This window comes from Rhodoglobus sp. G.S.4 (genome assembly GCF_056619605.1).
Genome location: NZ_CM152748.1, coordinates 2,120,010 through 2,139,008, shown reverse-complemented (window position 1 = coordinate 2,139,008; position 18,999 = coordinate 2,120,010). Strand labels below are relative to the sequence as shown.

The 18,999-nt window shown below is 59.1% G+C and carries 18 protein-coding genes, 1 tRNA gene and 1 pseudogene; 13 read left to right on the top strand and 7 right to left on the bottom strand.

The window, feature by feature from the left end:
* Nucleotides 1–86: 86 nt before the first annotated feature.
* Both AC061P_RS10495 and AC061P_RS10490 read left to right on the top strand, forming a co-directional pair.
* Nucleotides 87–3,884, top strand: a complete 3,798-nt coding sequence (locus AC061P_RS10495; protein WP_480391155.1) for a DEAD/DEAH box helicase — start codon at nucleotides 87–89, stop codon at nucleotides 3,882–3,884.
* A gap of 3 nt (nucleotides 3,885–3,887) precedes the next feature.
* On the top strand, nucleotides 3,888–4,127 hold the full coding sequence (locus AC061P_RS10490; protein WP_449647259.1) for a hypothetical protein: 240 nt from the start codon (nucleotides 3,888–3,890) through the stop codon (nucleotides 4,125–4,127).
* 45 nt (nucleotides 4,128–4,172) lie between these two features.
* Here AC061P_RS10490 and mscL read toward each other — a convergent pair whose 3' ends face one another.
* Nucleotides 4,173–4,586, bottom strand: coding sequence for a large conductance mechanosensitive channel protein MscL (gene mscL / locus AC061P_RS10485; RefSeq protein WP_449647258.1), 414 nt, complete (start codon nucleotides 4,584–4,586; stop codon nucleotides 4,173–4,175).
* 108 nt (nucleotides 4,587–4,694) lie between these two features.
* On the opposite strand from mscL, the gene AC061P_RS10480 reads away from it, so the two are divergent.
* Nucleotides 4,695–4,862, top strand: coding sequence for a hypothetical protein (locus tag AC061P_RS10480; protein ID WP_449648222.1), 168 nt, complete (start codon nucleotides 4,695–4,697; stop codon nucleotides 4,860–4,862).
* A 14-nt stretch (nucleotides 4,863–4,876) separates the two neighbouring features.
* On the opposite strand, the pseudogene AC061P_RS10475 reads toward AC061P_RS10480, so the two are convergent.
* Nucleotides 4,877–5,017: pseudogene (locus AC061P_RS10475) on the bottom strand (FmdB family zinc ribbon protein); the annotation flags it as partial.
* A 7-nt stretch (nucleotides 5,018–5,024) separates the two neighbouring features.
* Nucleotides 5,025–5,615: a 5-formyltetrahydrofolate cyclo-ligase gene (locus AC061P_RS10470; protein WP_449647257.1), complete on the bottom strand. Its 591-nt coding sequence runs from the start codon at nucleotides 5,613–5,615 to the stop codon at nucleotides 5,025–5,027.
* Nucleotides 5,616–5,653: 38 nt separating this feature from the next.
* Here AC061P_RS10470 and galU point away from each other — a divergent pair, with 38 nt between their 5' ends.
* The 4 genes from galU to AC061P_RS10450 all read left to right on the top strand — a co-directional run bounded on the left by galU (nucleotide 5,654) and on the right by AC061P_RS10450 (nucleotide 8,417).
* Nucleotides 5,654–6,544 (top strand): UTP--glucose-1-phosphate uridylyltransferase GalU, encoded by an 891-nt coding sequence (galU, locus tag AC061P_RS10465; RefSeq protein ID WP_449647256.1) that lies wholly within the window; start codon nucleotides 5,654–5,656, stop codon nucleotides 6,542–6,544.
* A gap of 3 nt (nucleotides 6,545–6,547) precedes the next feature.
* Nucleotides 6,548–7,207: a GNAT family N-acetyltransferase gene (locus AC061P_RS10460; protein ID WP_449647255.1), complete on the top strand. Its 660-nt coding sequence runs from the start codon at nucleotides 6,548–6,550 to the stop codon at nucleotides 7,205–7,207.
* 136 nt (nucleotides 7,208–7,343) lie between these two features.
* Entirely contained in the window at nucleotides 7,344–8,282 is a 939-nt protein-coding gene (locus AC061P_RS10455; RefSeq protein WP_449647254.1) for a hypothetical protein, read from the top strand.
* A gap of 59 nt (nucleotides 8,283–8,341) precedes the next feature.
* A tRNA-Ala gene (locus tag AC061P_RS10450) sits at nucleotides 8,342–8,417 on the top strand.
* Between the two features lie 10 nt (nucleotides 8,418–8,427).
* Here AC061P_RS10450 and AC061P_RS10445 read toward each other — a convergent pair.
* Both AC061P_RS10445 and AC061P_RS10440 read right to left on the bottom strand, forming a co-directional pair.
* A complete protein-coding gene (locus AC061P_RS10445; RefSeq protein ID WP_449647253.1) occupies nucleotides 8,428–10,182 on the bottom strand; it encodes an acetyl/propionyl/methylcrotonyl-CoA carboxylase subunit alpha in 1,755 nt (584 codons plus the stop codon).
* Between the two features lie 78 nt (nucleotides 10,183–10,260).
* Complete coding sequence (locus AC061P_RS10440; protein ID WP_449647252.1) at nucleotides 10,261–10,905, bottom strand: Maf family protein; 645 nt, start codon at nucleotides 10,903–10,905, stop codon at nucleotides 10,261–10,263.
* A gap of 20 nt (nucleotides 10,906–10,925) precedes the next feature.
* Between AC061P_RS10440 and AC061P_RS10435 the strand changes: the two genes are divergently transcribed.
* From AC061P_RS10435 to AC061P_RS10420, 4 genes are all read left to right on the top strand, one after another.
* Nucleotides 10,926–12,158, top strand: a complete 1,233-nt coding sequence (locus AC061P_RS10435; RefSeq protein WP_480391154.1) for a class I SAM-dependent RNA methyltransferase — start codon at nucleotides 10,926–10,928, stop codon at nucleotides 12,156–12,158.
* Nucleotides 12,159–12,236: 78 nt separating this feature from the next.
* On the top strand, nucleotides 12,237–12,947 hold the full coding sequence (locus AC061P_RS10430; protein ID WP_480391153.1) for a response regulator transcription factor: 711 nt from the start codon (nucleotides 12,237–12,239) through the stop codon (nucleotides 12,945–12,947).
* Complete coding sequence (locus tag AC061P_RS10425; protein ID WP_480391152.1) at nucleotides 12,937–14,211, top strand: sensor histidine kinase; 1,275 nt, start codon at nucleotides 12,937–12,939, stop codon at nucleotides 14,209–14,211. Before AC061P_RS10430 ends, AC061P_RS10425 begins: the two co-directional genes overlap by 11 nt.
* A complete protein-coding gene (locus AC061P_RS10420; RefSeq protein WP_449647248.1) occupies nucleotides 14,208–15,284 on the top strand; it encodes a hypothetical protein in 1,077 nt (358 codons plus the stop codon). Before AC061P_RS10425 ends, AC061P_RS10420 begins: the two co-directional genes overlap by 4 nt.
* A gap of 360 nt (nucleotides 15,285–15,644) precedes the next feature.
* Here the strand turns inward: AC061P_RS10420 and AC061P_RS10415 are convergent, their stop codons facing one another.
* Together AC061P_RS10415 and AC061P_RS10410 are read right to left on the bottom strand one after the other, a co-directional pair.
* Entirely contained in the window at nucleotides 15,645–15,878 is a 234-nt protein-coding gene (locus tag AC061P_RS10415; protein ID WP_449648196.1) for an acyl-CoA carboxylase epsilon subunit, read from the bottom strand.
* Nucleotides 15,878–17,449 carry an acyl-CoA carboxylase subunit beta gene (locus tag AC061P_RS10410; RefSeq protein ID WP_449648195.1) on the bottom strand — a complete coding sequence of 524 codons (1,572 nt, stop codon included), beginning with the start codon at nucleotides 17,447–17,449 and terminating at the stop codon, nucleotides 15,878–15,880. Before AC061P_RS10410 ends, AC061P_RS10415 begins: the two co-directional genes overlap by 1 nt.
* Before the next feature lie 140 nt (nucleotides 17,450–17,589).
* Between AC061P_RS10410 and AC061P_RS10405 the strand changes: the two genes are divergently transcribed.
* Both AC061P_RS10405 and AC061P_RS10400 read left to right on the top strand, forming a co-directional pair.
* Nucleotides 17,590–18,366, top strand: a complete 777-nt coding sequence (locus AC061P_RS10405; protein ID WP_480391151.1) for a biotin--[acetyl-CoA-carboxylase] ligase — start codon at nucleotides 17,590–17,592, stop codon at nucleotides 18,364–18,366.
* A gap of 3 nt (nucleotides 18,367–18,369) precedes the next feature.
* Nucleotides 18,370–18,912 (top strand): PH domain-containing protein, encoded by a 543-nt coding sequence (locus tag AC061P_RS10400; RefSeq protein WP_449647246.1) that lies wholly within the window; start codon nucleotides 18,370–18,372, stop codon nucleotides 18,910–18,912.
* The last annotated feature ends 87 nt before the right edge of the window (nucleotides 18,913–18,999 follow it).

Genomic DNA, 18,999 nt, shown 5'->3' with positions numbered 1-18,999 from the left:
GAACTGGGGGCGCGGGCGGGCAGTGAGTCTGACGAAACTCGTGGTTGTTGCACCATTTATTGCAGTTAGACGCTTAAGGTGGCGGTGTGTGGCGTGCAGATAAAGTTTCAGATGATTTCTCGGTCGACCCAGATTCGGTTGACGAGTCCGTTGACGACGCGCAAAATGAGCACTCACATCCCCACATTCAGGTAACAGCGCCTCATACGCTGAGTTTTGGTGAGCCGAACATCATGGCCGGAAACGTTGCAGAGCCCACGTGGACGCACTGGCGTTCGCAATTGTCAGAGTTAGGCGGTCAGTCACCGCTCCTGCATTTTGTGGATTCCCCTCGCACTCGAGTTGAGTTGTCTACGACTCACCCGGGTGGGCTCGCCCAGTTCATTACCGGCAAGCGCACTCTGCTGTCGAGCCTTATTCGTGATGATGTTGCGTTGCGCTCCGCCAAGGTCGCCGCTGGCGCGGTGGCTGCGAAGGGTCTTGAGCTGGCTACGGCCCGCGGAATCGACTCCGTTCATTTGGGAATTGGAATTGCTCGCTGGAACCACGACGACGTTGAGTATTGCGCCCCCGTACTGCTTCGACCGCTCGCTATTCGTCGTCACGGTCGTGACTTTGAGTTGAAGCTGCGTGGTGCCGCCTATCTCAATCCGGAACTTGCGCGCGCCCTTGATGACCAGTTCCACTTGCGTCTGGATGCTGAATCTTTTGTTGCTCTGACGGATGCTGACGGTACGTTCAAGCCGAACCCGGTGATCGATCGACTGCGCGGCCTCACTTCGCACTTGCCAAACTTCGGGGTGAGTCCTCGCCTCGTTGTGTCGTCCTTTGCGGATGTTGCGCCGGGCCTTGCTGACGATGCCGCCGAGCTGCAGCATCCGATTCTCGATGCCCTTGCAGGAAACACCGCGGCTGCGTGGACCATCAAGGAGGGTTACGCTCCGGTTCCTGCTCTGTCGGCAGATGAGCGCTCGCCGCAGACCGATAACTTGCTGCTCGACGCCGATGCTGAACAAGAGAACGTGATTGCTCAGATCGAAGCTGGCAACTCTGTTGTCGTTCGCACGCTTCCCGGCACAGGGGGAACCCAAACGATTGTCAACGCTGTTGGCGCACTTGTTGCCCAAAATAAGCGCGTGCTCGTCGTCACGCCGCGGCGCGCTTCGCTGCACTCCATAGCTGACCGTTTCGGTGACATTGGCTTGCCGGGACTCGCTGTCGCCCCGCGCACGCTGCGCCGCGACATCATCCGCTCTATCTCACGCAGTGAAAAGGCGTCACGACCACAAATTGAAGATGTGGATGACGCGCTGCTGCGTCTTCGCAAGATCATGCTCGACTACCGCGGGTCAATGTCGATCGCCGATGACGTACTCGGTGTCTCCGTTCTCGATTGTGTCGCAGAGCTGAGCCGCCTCGCGCTGCTGCCCAACCCGCCATCGACGACCGCTCGACTCTCGCGAGAAGCCGTCGAGAAGCTCGCGAAGGATCGCAGTTCGGCCACCGGCGTAATCATTGCCGCAGCCAAGCTCGGTGAGTTCAAATATGGGCCAGGCGATTCACCGTGGTACGGCGCACAGTTCGCCAATGGCGGGGAAGCGCTTAAGGCCCACGAGGTTGCCAAGCGCGTTAATTCTCAGTTGTCAGAACTGCTCGGGGTCGCGAACCGACTTGTGTCGAATACACGTATGCGACCGTTCCAGAGCATCGAAGAGTTGGGCGTCTACTTGCGTCTTCTCGTCGATCTGAGGGAAACCCTCGACCGTTTTGTGCCGACAGTATTTGATCGCGCGATCACCGAACTTATCGCCGCAACAGCACCGCGCCGCGATTTCCCCGACATGACGAGTGCCAACCGTCGCCGCCTCAAGAAGCTCGCCCTCGAATATGTTCGCCCGGGCGTTCGTGTGAATGACATGCATGCCGCGCTCATTCGCATCCAAAAGCAGCGTGTGCTGTGGCATCGTTTTGTCGCGGAAGGCGCAAGCCCCGCCGTTCCGGTGGGCATTGGCGAAGTTCAGCGCTCATACCAGCAGGTGTCAGAAGATCTGGCGACCCTCGACATCCCGCTCGGAATCGCCGACTCTCACGTGAATCTGGCGAGCTTGCCCATTCCCTTCCTCATTGACAAGGTTGCGTCGCTCGCCGCTGAGTCTGATGTGCTCAACAATCTGCAAGAGCGCACTGTGCTCATGGGAAGCCTTCGCGAGCTGAAGCTCAACCCCCTCATCGATGACCTGGCCAAGCGCCACGTTCCCGAGGACCAAGTAGCGGCTGAACTTGAACTGTCGTGGTGGAAATCTGCACTCGACTCCATGCTCGAAGCCGACCGTGCGCTGCTCAATGCCAACACGTCGGTTGTTGACCGTCTCGAAGCTGACTTCCGCCTCGTCGATGAAGCGCACGCCTCCGCAAACGCCAAGCAACTCTCTTGGCAAATTGCCGAAAACTGGAAAATTGGGCTCGTCGACTGGCCAGACGAAGCAAGTGCTCTCAAGCGCGCTCTTTCCAAAGAGCGGCTCACCTCGTTCGACGTTCAAACGTCGGCACCGCACCTTTCACGCACCATTGCCCCCGTCTGGCTTGCGTCGCCATACGAGATCGACTCCGTCGTCGACACGATGCCCTTCGACACCGTTTTTCTGGTTGACGCCGGCGCGATGACGGTTGCCGAAGCGGCAGGCGCAATCCGCCGCTCGAAGCAGGTTGTCGTTGTTGGCGACCCTGTCATCCAGTCGCCGACACCGTTTGAGATCGCCGTTCGCGATGTCACCGCTGACGCACCGCCACCCGTTGATGATGAGGTGCGAGAAGCCTTGGTTGAAGACTCGGCTTTCGCTCGCTTGAGCGTACTGTTGCCGACTCTCACCTTGACTCGCAGCTACCGTCCTGGCGGTGAAGAACTCGCCGAGCTCGTCAACCGTCGTTTCTACGGCGGCCAGATTGAGTCGTTGCCGTGGGCCGGAAGCTTCTTGGGGCACGGCAGTCTTGCTGTCAGCTACGTCAAGGATGGTGTCGGTATGCCCGACCCCGATTCTGGTGCAGTCGAAAGCCCTGACGCCGAAGTTTCGCGCGTAGTCGAACTCGTCCTTGACCACGCCACGAAGCGGCCACAAGAGTCGCTCATGGTCATCACAGCAAGCCCGTTGCACTCAGTGCGGGTCATGCAGTCAGTGTTGGATGCTGTGAGCCGGCGTCGGCCAGAACTGCTCGACGTCATCATCGGCGATCGAGCAGAACCGTTTACTGTCACCACAATCGACCAGGCTGTGGCCCAAAGCCGCGACCGGGTTATTTTCTCTATCGGATACGGCCGCACGCCACACGGTCGCGTTCTCTCTGATTTCGGTTCGCTCGGCGAGCCCGGGGGAGAGCGCTTGCTTGCAGTCGCCATGACTCGTGCTCGTCGCTCGCTCGAAATCGTGACGTCGTTCCGTTCGGAAGATCTCGATGATGGTCGCATGAAACATGGTGCCGTCGCTCTGGCCGAAGTGCTCGACGAAGTGGATGCCCGCTACGCCGAAGTTCCGGTTCCAGACGACAGCGATCCGATGCTCGTTGATCTCGCTCGCCGGCTTGAGGCGCGCGGTCTCCGTGTTGCACTCGGCCACCGCGCCAAGCTCGGACTTGTTGCCTCTCGCGGCGGCCGCTGCGGAACCATCGAGACCGATGCCATGGTGCATGAGTCGAGCCTGCGAGAGTCACTGCGGTTGCGCCCTGAACTCTTGCGCCGCCTCGGCTGGCACTACTTGCGAGTACACGCCTTTGAGCTCTTCAGTGACCCCGATCAGGTCGCAGACAAGGTGGCCCGGATGCTCGGGGCTGAGCCTGCTCCCACAACTGAGCCCATCACGATCATCCCCACGATACGTCCCCAGCAGTAACTCGTGGGTGGCACTGATAGCTCACGTCGGAGCGAGCAGCACGACGACCCCGACGTCGAGTCTGATGTTGAGCTCACAAGTGATCCTGCGCCTGCGCAAGGGCGGATTCCGAAGAAACGTCGCCGTGTGATGACCACTCCGCCGGAGGGCTCCGATCCGCATCCGACGTCAGAACCCGAGCGTCATCTGGCTCACGAAAACGACGAGCGGCTCAAGGGCGACAAACCTCCGCATTGGGGGTAGTGCCTTGCCGCCCGTCGAAAACTCGCGGGCTACTCGAGGTGGGTGTTAGCTGTTGTTCTGCTTCGCAAGAAGGTCGCGAATCTGAAGAAGTAGCTCTGCCTCGGTGGGGCCAGCTTCTGGTTCGATGACCACCGGCTTGCGAGCGGCAGCCAGCTTGTTGGCGTAGTTCATGGGGGCAACAATCGCGAAGTACACGACGACCGCCACGAGCAAGAACTGGATGAGCGCTGCGATTACCGCACCGAAGTAGATGACGGCACCTTCGCCGCCAGCGGTCGGAATCGCAACGGGGAGTGCCGTGGAGAGTGTCGCAGCATTGAAGAGTGCGCCGATCAGCGGGTTAAAGACGGCCTCGACGATGGTGTTGACGACTGCGGTGAACGCGGCGCCAATGACCACCGCGACTGCGAGATCGATGACATTGCCACGCAAAATGAATGTTTTGAATCCGCTTAACATTGTTGCTCCTTCTCGTGGGGATACGTCAACTATGACGCTGTGGAGGCCTGAGCAGAAGAAGATGACGAGGAAGAGGAGTTCGACGAACCTGACGTCGAAGAACTCGAGGTGGATGTTCCTGCGGCCGCAGAGCCCAATTTCTTGGACTCGGATGACGAACTCGTCGACGAGCCAACCGAGCCAACCGAGCCAGACGAGCCAGCCGAGCCAGACGAGCCAGATGAGCTCGAGCTGGAGTCGCTTGAACTCTTCGTGGCTCGCGAATCGTTGCGGTAAAAGCCTGAGCCGTTAAATGTCACGCCGATTGCGGAGAATACTTTGCGCAGCTTGCCTTGGCAGGTGGGGCACACCGTGAGGGACTCGTCAGTGAACGACTGCTGAATATCGAAAGCGTTGTCGCACTCGGTACAGCGGTATGAATAGGTAGGCACTAGATCCTTAGTTGTGATCGGTAATGGTCACAATTCCCGAGGGAGTAACTATGCCATTGACTGGTTGGTCGTGAAGTTCCGTGGGGACGGCGTCGACATATTCGCTCTCGAAGATCACGGCATAGATGGGAGGTTTGGTCTCCATGGAGCCGAGAGTTTTATCGAAGTAGCCGCGGCCCCAGCCCATGCGCATCCCAGTGCGATCCACGGATGCAGCGGGCACGATGATGAGGTCGACATCGTTGATAGCAATCGGGCCCAGTACTTCGCTGGTGGGCGCTGGCATGCCGATGAGGTCTTCGTCTTCTTCTTCACCGTCATAGGGTGCCCAATCGAGGAGGCCGTCAGCGCGGGAAATGGGGAGCAGAACGCGAATGTCGTGTTCGCAGGCCCAACGGAGAAATCCGCGAGTTTGGGGTTCGTCTGTCGTAGACAGGTAGGCGGCGACCGAGGTTGAGCCGAGACGTGTTGCGAGTTCGATAAGGTTCGCGGTCACACCCGCTTCAGATTCTTCCCGCTCTTTGGCGGTACAGATGCGGCGGCGTTCGCGTAATTCGGCCCTAAGTGCACGTTTATCGTGACTGACGTCGTCGGTCATGCAACCATTCTACGAGACTGTCCCAGTACGCTGTACCTATGGCTAAGAAGATTACTAAAGCGGTTATTCCTGCTGCAGGTCTGGGCACACGATTTCTTCCGGCGACTAAGGCTATGCCGAAGGAGATGCTGCCGGTTGTTGATAAGCCGGCTATCCAATATGTCGTCGAGGAAGCTGTCGCAGCTGGCCTGACTGACGTACTGATGATCACGGGGCGAAACAAGAATGCCCTGGAGAATCACTTCGACCGGATGACGGAGCTTGAGGCAACTCTTGAGCAGAAGGGCGACACCGATCGTCTTTCCAAAGTTGAGTTCTCAAATGACCTCGCTGACATGCACTATGTGCGTCAGGGTGATCCGCGCGGTCTTGGCCACGCCATCCTTCGGGCAAAAATGCATGTCGGGAACGAGCCATTCGCTGTGCTCCTCGGTGACGACCTCATTGATGAGCGCGACGTTCTTCTCTCCCGAATGCTGGAAGAGCAAGACGGTCGCAACGCGACAGTAATCGCCCTCATGGAAGTCGACCCGGCACAGAGCCACATGTACGGCATCGCCACGGTCGAGCCGACAGACGACGACGACGTTGTGCGCATTACAGGCCTCGTAGAAAAGCCAGTCCAGGGTTCCGCTCTCTCGAACCTCGCCATCATTGGTCGTTACGTTCTTCGCCCCGAAATCTTTGACATCCTTGAGCGCACTGACCCCGGCAAGGGCGGGGAAATTCAGTTGACGGATGCTCTGCAAGAGATGGCCGAAAGCGACATTGCCGGAGGCGTCTATGGTGTCGTGTTCCGCGGACGTCGTTACGACACCGGTGACCGCCTCGACTACATCAAGGCAATTGTGCAACTCGCTGTTGAGCGCGAAGACCTAGGCCCTGATCTGCGCCCGTGGCTCAAACAGTTCAGCGCGACCCTGGACTAGTTCATGGCGTTTGGCATTCCGACGCTCAGCGACGGAGAGATCAGCATTCGGCCTATCAGGGTTCGAGATGCACGCGCGTTGGAGAGAGAGCTCCGCGATAACCGGGGGTGGCTTCGCCAGTGGGAGGCGACCAGTCCCGTTGGGCCGGTCAGCTTTGATGTGAAGTCGAGCATCCGGGGTCTGCTTCAGCAGTCTCGTTCTGGCGCAGGCTTGCCATTTGTGATTGAGCAAGCGGGTGAGGTTGCTGGTCAACTGAACGTGTCATCGATCACTTATGGTTCTCTCGCGTCGGCAACGATCGGCTATTGGGTTTCTGAGCGCTTTGCGGGCAAAGGGCTCACGCCGACCGCGGTGGCATTGGCTACTGACTACTGTTTCTTCCAACTTGGCCTGCACCGCATGGAGATCTGCATTCGGCCCGAAAATGCGCCGAGTCTACGTGTCGTGGAGAAGCTCGGTTTTCGCTACGAAGGACTGCGGCGACGCTTCATCCATATCGATGGAGATTGGCGCGATCACTTCTGTTTCGCGCTCACTGTCGAAGAGGTGCCGCAGGGAGTCTTGCGTCGCTGGCGGGCAGGCGATGCTCCTGAACAGGATGCACATATTCCCACCGCGGATCGCACGCGCGCTGCCAACCCGCTGTTGCCTCCGCGCCGCTAACGGCAGCGATTTTGGGGTCCCGCCGAACGTGCCTGCTACGGATCTCCGCGCCCAGCGAGGGTGATTCTCAGCATCTTTTGATTTCACTGCCGCGTGCCGACAGCGAGTCTTGCTCGGATGCTCGTAGCGTATAGCCATGGAATTCACCAGCATCGGCGGCGGCGTGATGATCGCGCTCGCAGCAGGGCTCTGGCTGGTGTACTTGATTCCCAATTGGTTTAAGAACCGTGAGTACCTCGCGACCGAGCGCAATGCGGTTCGCCTTCAGCAGACGATTCGCGTGCTTGCTCAGACCGCTGAGGTGCCAGAAGAGGTGCGTGCCGAGGCTGTCGCCCGTCGTGCTGCTGAACTCTCTAGGGTTCGTGCGCTCCAAGGTCCGGTAGCTGTGGGTCGCGCAGTAAAGCCACCGACTCGAGAAGAAGCACTCGCCCTGTCGACGAGACGACTTCGCCGTACTCGCGCATTTACCGCACTCGTGCTTCTCGCAAGCATTGTTGTGGCGGCTGTGCAGCTCCTGATGATTGTGACGGCTGGCGGTGCGATCGTCTCTGGTGCGTGGCTGGTGCTCGCTACCGCGACTGTCTCAGGTATCAGCGCAAGCGCGATGCTTTCGCGACTCGCAGAACGCTCACGCGCTCGCCGCGAAAATGCGGCTCCGGCTGCCCGCGCTGCGGCTCCGCGGCGTCGTATCGTGCTCTCGTCGGATGCCCCCATTGAACAGCCAGCATCAAAAGTTAGCTGGACTCCGGTTCCGGTTCCCAAGCCGATGTACTTGACGCGAAGCAATGCCCCAGCAGCAGCGTTGGCTGCGGCACGTCACGCTGCTGATATTGATACTGAGTTGCGCAAGGCCGCAGAGTCGGCCGAACATGCATTGCGCGCTAATTCTGCTGCGATGGCGGCAGCGACTCGAGAGACAGAGCTCGCGAGGGATGCCACGCGGCTAGCTGAGAAGCCAACCGATATTGCTGCAGCGCCGGCCCCGAGCCGTTTCGCGGGCATGGGAATCGTCGACATCGATGGGAGCGCGCCCGATCTGGACGCCGCACTCGCGCGTCGCCGTCGAGCTAGCTAGCGCAACTCACTTCCGTCTCTCGCGCCTGACGCTGAGTGATATTGTTGCTTCAGCAGTACGGGCCCTTGGCGCAGTTGGTAGCGCGCCTCGTTCGCATCGAGGAGGTCAGGAGTTCAAATCTCCTAGGGTCCACCACTCGTTTTGCTTAGTCAGCAATGTTCAGCAGCAAGTGGCCAGACGATACCGTCAGGCCAACGCTCGCGTTGACAGAAGTAACGACGCCATCCTTGTGTGCGACAAGCGGCTGTTCCATCTTCATCGCTTCAAGCACCAAGATCAGGTCGCCCTTGACGACCTTGTCTCCTTCAGCAACCGCAACCTTCACGATGGTTGCCTGCATCGGCGCCTTCACCGAGTCACCGGTGATGGTGTTCACGGCAGAGGCAGCGCGACGTTTGGGTGCGGCGGAGAGTGTGGCACCCGTCGTGGTGCTGGGAACTAGTTTCGAGGGTAAATTCACTTCGATGCGCTTGCCGGCAACTTCAACGACAACGTTGTGGCGTGCCGCAGCAACAGTTGGTTCACCGAGTGAGCCAGTCCACGGTTCGATGTCGTTGTCGAATTCGGTTTCGATCCACCGGGTGTAAATCGTGAACGGGTTGCTGGTAAACGCCGGATCGCGAACGATCTTGCGGTGGAACGGCAGCACCGTGGGAAGCCCGGCAACCTCAAACTCGTCAAGGGCTCGACGTGAGCGCTCGAGGGCATCCTCGCGGCTGGAACCGGTGACGATGAGCTTGGCGAGCAACGAGTCAAATGCACCACTGATCTCATCGCCGGTCGTGACACCGCTATCGACACGGATGCCGGGGCCGCCAGGGACTCGGAGAACGTGCACGGGGCCGGGTGAGGGCATGAAGTTGAGTCCGGCATCCTCACCGTTGATGCGGAACTCGAAAGAGTGGCCGCGAGGGATGGGGTCGTCGTAATCGAGTACGCCGCCCTCAGCGATGCGGAACTGTTCACGCACGAGGTCGATGCCCGTGACTTCTTCAGAAACGGGGTGCTCGACCTGAAGACGGGTGTTGACCTCAAGGAACGAGATGGTGCCGTCCTTGGCGACCAAGAATTCACACGTGCCGGCACCGAGGTAGCCGACTTCGCGCAGAATGGCCTTAGAGGACTCATAGAGAGCCTTGTTTTGCTCGTCGCTCAAGAATGGCGCCGGGGCCTCTTCTACGAGCTTCTGGTGACGGCGCTGCAACGAGCAGTCACGGGTGGAAATTACGACGACGTTGCCGTGAGCGTCCGCCAAGCACTGCGTTTCAACGTGGCGGGGCTGGTCGAGATACTTCTCAACGAAGCACTCACCGCGACCAAACGCGGCAACAGCCTCGCGGGTGGCGGAATCGAAAAGCTCGGGGATTTCCTCGCGAGTGCGCGCAACCTTGAGGCCACGGCCACCGCCGCCGAAAGCAGCTTTGATCGCAACCGGAAGACCGTGAAGATCAACGAAATCCAGCACTTCGGCTGCACCAGAAACCGGGTTGAGCGTTCCGGGAGCCAGTGGAGCTCCGACCTTCTCAGCGATGTGGCGAGCAGAAACTTTGTCGCCAAGCTTCTCGATGGCTTCGGGTGATGGGCCGATCCACATAATGCCGGCATCGATCACGGCGCGAGCGAATTCGGCGTTCTCAGCCAAAAAGCCATAACCGGGGTGAATCGCATCAGCACCCGAGCGGCGGGCGATCGACAAAATCTTGTCAATTACGAGATACGTCTCCGCGCTCGTCGCGCCATCGAGTGCATACGCCTCATCGGCGAGCTTGACGTGCCGAGCATCCCGATCTTGGTCTGCATAGACCGCAACCGAAGCGATGCCGCTGTCTTTAGCTGCGCGGATAACGCGAACGGCGATCTCCCCGCGGTTGGCGATGAGTACCTTCGTAATTCGAGCCATAGTTACCTAGCTTAAGGGGGTTACGGCCGAAGCCTTGAGGTATTGCACACAAAAATAGGACGCAAGCACTGTGGATGCCTACAGACCGGGGCGCTCCATGTTCCAGAGATCGGTCCATTGCGCATCAAATTCGCGCAAGAGCTGACGGAGAAGAGAAACCGAGAGCCCAACAACCGCATGAGGATCGCCCTCAATGCTGGTGATAAATGCTGCGCCCAGGCTATCGATCGTGAATGCTCCAGCGACCTTCAACGGTTCGCCTGTAGCGACGTAGGCATCAATCTCAGCGTCGCTGATATTGGAAGCAAAGGTGACGCGCGCGCTCGAGACGGCGCCGGTTGCGCCGCGAATTTCGCCACCGCGGTGATCAATGAGCCAATGCCCCGAGTGCAAGGTTCCGGTCTTTCCCCGTTGAGCGAGCCACCGTTGCTTAGCGATTTCAGGCTCGTGCGGCTTTCCAAATAATTCGCCATCTAATTCAAACGCAGAATCTCCACCAAGAATGAAGCCATCAATCGGTTCACCATTGATGCGCGAATCGGTGACTGCCTCAGCCTTCGCTCTCGCCAACAAGTCAACAAGGGCGGGGCCATCGAGGGGGCCAGGCGCCGCAGCCGCAACTGCTTCTTCATCTACTCCGGAAGCCAAAAGTACCGGGTCAACACCGGCGGCGCGCAGTGTTGCGAGCCGTGCTGGAGAGGTAGACGCAAGATAAAGGCGCACAAGGCTCCTATGCTCAAGGGATGGGTGAATGGCTTGGCCGAATGATCGAAGTAGACGTTACCAACATTGCGCACGGGGGTGTCGGTGTTGCGCGTCACGATGGTCGTGTCGTTTTTGTTTCCGACGCGATCCCCGGTGAACGCGTACTTGTGCGTGTGACCGACGACAAGAAGAAGTCGTTTTGGCGCGCCGAAACGGTGAAGGTTGTCACCGCGAGTGAACACCGCAGAGAACACGTGTGGTCGGCGGCCAGTGTTGACCGCGATCCAGACAACCGCGCCGGTGGCGCCGAATTTGGGCATATAGAGCTCAGCCACCAGCGCGCCCTCAAGGCTCAAATTCTTGGCGAATCACTCGAACGGATGGCCAAGCTCACGCTGGCGCCCATCGTCGAAGCAGTGTCAGGCGACGACGAACGCAACGGGCTCGGATGGCGCACCCGCGTGAGCCTTCACGTTGACGAACACGGCAATGTTGGCCCGTTCGCGGCGCGCTCTCATCGCGTCGTTTCCGTTGCCGACCTTCCGCTAGCAACCCCCGAACTCTCCGCAGGGGCCCCGCTCAGCCAAAACTTTTCGGGCTTCGATCGCGTTGATGTGCTCAACCCGAGTAGCGGTGGAGTGCGCCTCATCATGGGCAAGCAAAAGCCACAAGTCATTACCGAAATCGTGGGAGAGCGCGAATTCACGCTGCTCGACTCGGGTTTCTGGCAAGTGCACCATGGTGCAGCCCAAGTGTTGTCCGCTGCCGTGCAAGACGCCATTGACCCAGAACTGTTTGACCCAGCGGCATCCAACTTGGATCTCTATGGTGGTGTTGGTTTGTTCGCCGCTGCGGTCGGAGACAAGTTTGGTTCCGCGACCAAGATCACCACGGTTGAGGCCGAGTCCACTGCTACCGATCACGCCGCAAAGAATCTCTCGGAATGGTTGGGCGCTCACGCAGAGACGGGACGCGTCGATCGTTGGCTTCGTCAGCTGGTCAGGAACGCGACCAGTAGTGAGCAATCGCGGCTCGAGCGAGCCACGATTATTCTTGACCCCCCGCGCTCTGGCGCCGGATGCGAAGTGGTTGAGTTAGTTGGAGCAGCCAAGCCCGCTCAAGTGGTCTACGTGGCGTGTGACCCCGTTGCGTTCGCTCGGGATGTTGCATTCTTTGCCGAGCAGGGCTATAGCCTCAGCACCGTGCGGGCGTTCGATCTCTTCCCCCATACGCACCACGTTGAAGCCGTCGGAACGTTTACCCGCGACTGAACGCGTGTTGGCGTCGTTCACGCATGATTTCGTCGTAACCCGACTACTATGGGGGACAGAAACTCAGGAGGACGCCACATGGCCCAGACCGAACCATCCGGGACCGAAGCGCCCAATGACAGCGCCAAACGCAATATTGCCGTCGCTGTAGTCGACGACCACGAATCCGTTCGGCTCGGGCTTAAAGCTGCTTTCATCGACGACGGTTATGACTTTGTTCTTGCCGCCGCGACGGTGAGGGAACTCGTTGAGGGACTCAATGGTCGCGAAGTCGACGTTGTCGTGCTCGACCTGTCGCTCGGCGATGGATCGACTGTCACCGATAACGTCAAGAACGTTCAAGCTACCGGCTCTGCCGTGCTCGTGCACAGCATTGCTGACCGCGTCGCAAGCGTTCGTGAGGCACTCGCCGCTGGCGCCGCCGGAGTTATCCCGAAGTCTTCCGCCACCAAGACAGTGCTCGCCGCGGCAGCAACCGTTGCGCGCGGCGAAGTATTGAACAACCTTGAGTGGGCAACTGCCATCGACGCAGACCGCGACTTCTCGAAGGCCCAGCTAGGTCGCCGTGAACGAGAAATTCTCCACCTCTACGCCTCGGGCCTACCGCTCAAGCTCGCCGCACAGCAGCTCGGAATTGGCTACTCGACTGCGCGCGAATATCTTGACCGCATCCGCGTCAAGTACGTCGAAGTCGGTCGCCCAGCTCCCACCAAGGTCGATCTTTTGCGTCGTGCTGTCGAAGACGGAATCCTGCCAGGTCTGGATTCCGAAGGCGGCGATGGCCACTAGCCTCTCCGCTGCACGCCAACCACCGTCGGCAAAGCAGCCACGTAATCCGATCAGCCGCAAGCAGGTTGAGCGGGTAATTTCGCGCTCGGTTGCCGTGATCGGGCTAGTTTTCGGCGCGCAAACTGTGCCCTGGCTATTGAGTCAGGCGCGGGAGGCGCAACCGTGGTGGTTGTCGATCGTTGTTCCCGCACTGTTCGGCTTGTTGATCATTGTGGTCATCGTGTCATTCGCCAATCGTTGGGTTCGCCAAGCGCACGGCACATTCGCGGTGGTGTACTTCCTTGCCTTGCTGAGTTGGCCATTTACCGTTCTACCCGGCGTCGAGATTTTTAGCGGCATTCACTGGCTCAACTATCTCATCACCGTCGCGACCGCCATGGCAGCGATCGCATTTGGGCGTGTGCTCGCTACCGTCTATCTTTTCGCTGCGCCGTTCGTCTACCTTGTCGTTCGTCTTCTTCCCGTCGGTGGCGCAGCTCCATGGCAGTTGGCAGTGCTTGAAGCGTTCTATGCACTCATTTTGGGTAGCGCAATCATGATCATCGTCACGATGCTGCGCCAGGCGGCATCCAACGTCGACAACGCGCAAGCGACAGCTCTGTCCCGCTATGGAAACGCGGTGCGGCAACACGCTACTGAGGTCGAACGAGTTCAGGTCGATTCGATCGTGCACGATAGCGTACTGACCACACTGATCTCCGCTGCCCGGGCATACGTGCCAGAAGCCCAACGCCTTGGCGCGGTCATGGCAGGCAATGCCATCGGCCATTTGAAAGAGGCAGCGTCGACGTCTCCCGATGATGTATCGACAGTGCAGGCGACGGAGCTTGCTCAACGAGTCGTCACCTCGGCTGAATTGCTCGCGTCGAACTTCCAATTCTCGATTCGAAGCGTTGGTGCCAGATCGTTGCCGGCTGTTGCAGCAGAAGCCGTCCATTCCGCAGCCGTCCAAGCAATGGTCAACAGTCTGCAGCACGCTGGTGGCGCAGATGTCCAGCGCAGTGTTGAAGTTCGTGGACTTGAGGGTAATGGTATTCAGGTTGTCGTCACAGACACTGGCCGGGGGTTCGACCTCGATCATGTGCCTCAAGAGCGCCTAGGGGTGCGCGTCTCCATAGTGGAGCGCGTCGCGAACGCTGGCGGTCGCACGGCGGTAGCGTCGGTGCCTGGTGCTGGCACCGAAGTCTGTATTCAGTGGCCGCATGGCAACGAAAGCGACGAAATCCTTACCCCGGACGACATCGGCGAAGAGGGTGTCCTGTGAACATTGGAGTACCGCGCTACTTGATCGTCGGTATGGCGGGGCTGTTCTCCGCGTACCACATCCTCTTGGCGCTCTACACGATCGACATTCCTGATCGACCTGGCCCCATCTTTGTCGCGATGGCACTGTATGGCGCCGCAACGATCATCAGTCTTCTTCCCTTTGGTCCGCTTCGGATGCCCATTTGGATGGCGACATTCAACTTTGCGATCGTCGTCGCCATCACTCTTCTTGTCGCCAACGAGCTCGATTTCGCCCGTGAGGGCGGCACCGGGTATGCAACCTGGTACGTAGCAGCGAGCGGAACGTTGCTGACGATTACCTCCACGCGAGGCCGTCACACTTTCGCTTGGTTGGGGATCGGATTCTTAGTCGCGCACACCTTTAGCCTTGGTCCCGTTGGACCGGCAGGGCTGTTCAGCCTCGGAATCGTCGGGAGCGCCTCGTGGGTTGCCGTCTCGCACGTGCTGAGCAGTGGCCTCGCTAAGGCATCCAAAGATGCTCAACGTTTTGTCCTTGCCGAACAGGAAGCAACTGATTGGCAGGCGGCTCAAGACGCGCACGTTCATGAGCGGCAGTTCCGGCTGGAACAGACCGGCAGTATGGCATTGGCAATGTTGGAACGAATCCAGGAGACCAACGGAAATCTCTCAGAGGAGGAGCGCCGAGAGTGCCTCAACCTCGAGGGTGCCATTCGCGATGAGATCCGCGGTCGCAAGCTTCTGAACGACGCTGTGCGCGATCAGGTGATGATTGCGCGCCGTCGCGGGGCCACTGTGACGCTGCTCGATGAGGGCGGCATCGACGATCTCTCTGACGCCGATCTCGATCGAGTTCTTAACAGGCTCGCTCTGGCCATCCAATCTACGAGCGCAGACAAAGTCATTGCTCGCACGGTTCCTGAGGGTTCAGACGTCGCGGTGACGGTCGTCGGACTGCACAGCAGCGGCGATGGAGAGTCGAGCGCCCTTGGCCAAGACTCCCTCGAAGAAGACGTCGTCGACATTTGGCTCGAGATTCCTCGCGTCGACGCTGCCAATGCGGGCGCTGCTCACGCAGACGCTGCTGGCTGACTCAAACCACCGTTAAAGGCGGAAGAGCCGGAGTGGCTATCAGAAGCACTTCTCCGGCTCTTCGCTAGAACCCGGGTCAGGACGATAACCCGAATACCGTCCTGACCCGCCCCCAAAGAATTAGCCCGCTTACCCTAGTCGGCTAACCTTTGGCGGTGTAACTCCTATGGAGAGACACCTAGCACTTAATATTCTGCATCAAGAAAGTGACGAGCAAAGTCGGTTCTTTGGGGGACCCTCGGGGGACAATATTTTCAGAATCGTGTGGAAATCACTGTATTTCTGTGGTTTTCAACGAATTCCGCATCGTGCAATTGGGGTACGACCGCGAAAAGTCCTGTTGTGCCATCCGCAAAAGGTTTAACGTCGAGCGCTCGCGTTCCACACGCCGGGGCCCGGATGAAGCGGGGCGCGAATGGGGCGTTGGCTACGCGCCCACGCTGAAATGGGAGCTGTCTCATCCCCACCGGCGTGCTCGGCAGACTCAACCAGTGCTGCGCGTACAACCGCAGTGACCGCCGCGACTTCTTCTGGTGTGACGTTGGTCGAGACGATGCGGATGTCGGCGGGCTCGTCTTGCGCGTGCCTCCCCATCACAGTGGAATGTTTCCGTGTTTCTTGGGGGGCATGCTTGCGCGCTTCGTGCGGAGAGCGCGGAGCGCCTTCACGACTTGCACTCGAGTTGCAGCAGGCTCAATGACTCCATCGAGCTCGCCCCTCTCAGCAGCCAAGAACGGGCTTGCCACGTTGTAGGTGTACTCGTTTGCCAAGCGGGTACGAACTGCGGCGACATCCTCGCCAGCGGCCTCTGCTGCTTTGATCTCGCCGCGGTAAAGGATATTGACGGCGCCTTGGCCGCCCATGACGGCGATCTCAGCGGTCGGCCACGCGTAGTTGAGGTCAGCGCCCAACTGCTTGGATCCCATGACGATGTATGCCCCGCCATAGGCCTTACGCGTGATGACGGTCACGAGGGGCACGGTTGCTTCGGCGTAAGCGTAGAGAAGCTTGGCGCCACGACGAATGACACCGGTCCATTCCTGATCAGTGCCCGGTAGGTAGCCGGGAACATCGACGAGGGTGAGGATCGGAATGCTGAACGAATCGCAGAAGCGCACGAAACGTGCTGCTTTCTCGCCAGCCTCAATGTTGAGGGTTCCTGCCATCGCCTGTGGCTGGTTAGCGACGATACCGACCGAGCGGCCCTCGACGCGACCGAAGCCGACAACGATGTTTGGCGCGAACAGCGGCTGAGTTTCGAGAAAATCGCCGTTGTCAACGATGTGCTCAATGATCGTTTTCACGTCATACGGCTGGTTAGGGCTGTCGGGGATGATCGTGTTGAGCTTGCGATCCTCATCCGTAATCTCCAACTCCACTTCGCTCTCGTAAAGGGGAGCGTCAGACATGTTGTTGTCTGGCAAGAAGCCGATGAGAGTGCGAGCGTAATCGAGAGCATCCTCTTCGTCGCTCGCGAGGTAGTGAGCAACGCCCGAAACCTTGTTGTGCGTGAGCGCTCCGCCCAGCTCTTCCATTCCGACGTCTTCGCCGGTGACTGTCTTGATGACGTCGGGGCCGGTGACGAACATTTGGCTTGTCTTGTCGACCATGATCACAAAATCGGTAAGCGCGGGGGAGTAGACCGCTCCACCAGCCGCCGGGCCCATGATGATGGAGATCTGCGGGATGACACCAGAAGCTTGAGTGTTACGGCGGAAAATCTCGCCATACTTGCCCAGGGCTACGACGCCCTCCTGAATGCGGGCTCCGCCAGAATCGAGCATGCCGATGATCGGAACACCCGTCTTCATGGCGTGATCCATCACTTTGATGATCTTCTCGCCAGCAACCTCGCCGAGCGAGCCACCAAAGATGGTGAAGTCTTGCGCGTAAACAGCAACCTGGCGACCGTGAATCGTGCCGGTACCGGTCACAACAGCGTCGCCATACGGGCGCTTCTTTTCCATACCGAAGGCGTGAGTGCGGTGGCGAACAAACTCATCGAGTTCGACAAACGAACCGTGATCGAGCAACTGTTCGATGCGCTCGCGGGCGGTCATCTTGCCCTTAGCGTGCTGCTTTTCGATTGCCGCGTCACCGCTGGCGGTCACGGCTTCGTGATAGCGGTTCTTGAGATCGGCGATCCGGCCGGCGGTCGTGAACATGTCTGGAGTCGTATTGTCTTCGGTCACTGTGTCACTTTACCCACCCATCCACCGCTTGTGTGGTTGGCGGAACCCACAAGTTTGAGGCCCGTTTCATTGAGGAAACACTAGAGACAGAGCGCTGCCTCTACGCTGAAGCGATGCAACTCCCTCTAAGCTCCGCCGTTCTCCCGCTGCTTGAGCACCTCGATGAGGTCGGATCAACCAACCACGAATTGATGGCGCGGGCCGCTAACTCCACCGCACAGCACTTTTCTGCGCTGGTCACGACGAACCAGACCGCGGGCCGCGGCCGGTTGGGACGGGAATGGATCGCGCCACCGGGAAAAACATTGGCCGTCTCCGTGCTATTCGCTCCAGAACGAGCCTCCATCGAATCATTAGCGTGGATGCCGCTCATTGGCGGCCTGGCCATGGCGCGGGCAGTACGCAGCCTCGTCAACGATCGCAAAGTCACCCTTAAATGGCCTAACGACGTTCAGATTGAGTCACTGAAGGTGTCTGGCCTGCTCTCTGAACTTGTCGCGGGAGGCTCAGGTGTGATCGTTGGGGCAGGGCTGAACCTCACGATTGAGCCCGCTGAGCTGCCGACATCCGTCTCGACATCGTTGCTGATCGAGGGCGTTGATCCCGGAGTTGATCTGGCGCTCAGCAGCTATCTCAGCGAACTTGTCGAACTCTACAAACGATTTAGCGATGGTGGTCTCGATGCGGTTCGAAGCGGAATTGCGGATGCGGCGCGGGCAGAGTGCGGAACCATTGGGCGTCGAGTGAGAGTGGAGCTTCCCGGCGGTGAGCGCATTTTCGGAACGGCCGAGACGATCGATGACCGCGGACAATTGGTCGTGATGGATGATGCGAACGGCCGCTTGCAGCACGTCGCGGCTGGGGACATCACCCACCTGCGGTATGAATGACCTATGCCTAATGAGACTGTGAGCGTTCAACGTGAGGCAATTGTTGCCCGTGTGCGTTCTCACGCGCGAGCGCTCATCTTTCCCGGCATTGTTTTGGTTGCCACGGCGGGAGCACTCGGCTACTTTTTCGGCAGTTTCGCCGAGGATTGGCAGAATCTTGCCTTGCTCACGGCCGGCTTGTTGCTGATTGTTGTCGCGTGGTTTTTGCCATTCTTTGGGTGGCTAGCGCGAAACTACACAATCACGACGCGACGAGTAGTGCTCTCAAGTGGAGTATTCGTTCGCGTCAGGCAAGAGCTGCTTCATAGCCGTGGTTATGACGTGACGGTGCGCCAAAATTGGGTGCAGCGGATGTTCGGCAGCGGTGATCTTCTGATCAACGCCGGTCATGACTATCCGGTCACCCTGCGCGACATCCCGTCGGTAGCGATCACCCAAGCGGCGCTGCACGACCTTATGGAGAACAACCAGAATGTTGTCTCGATGCGGCGCCAGCGAGACGAATCTCACGCTTCAGACGAAACGACAGTGTGGGGCACTCGCTAGCCTGCACGTCCACTGACAACGCACATTATCGATCGTGTTTCCGCACCGCGCTACTTTCTATCAACTCTGATCAGATAGGGTGCGCAA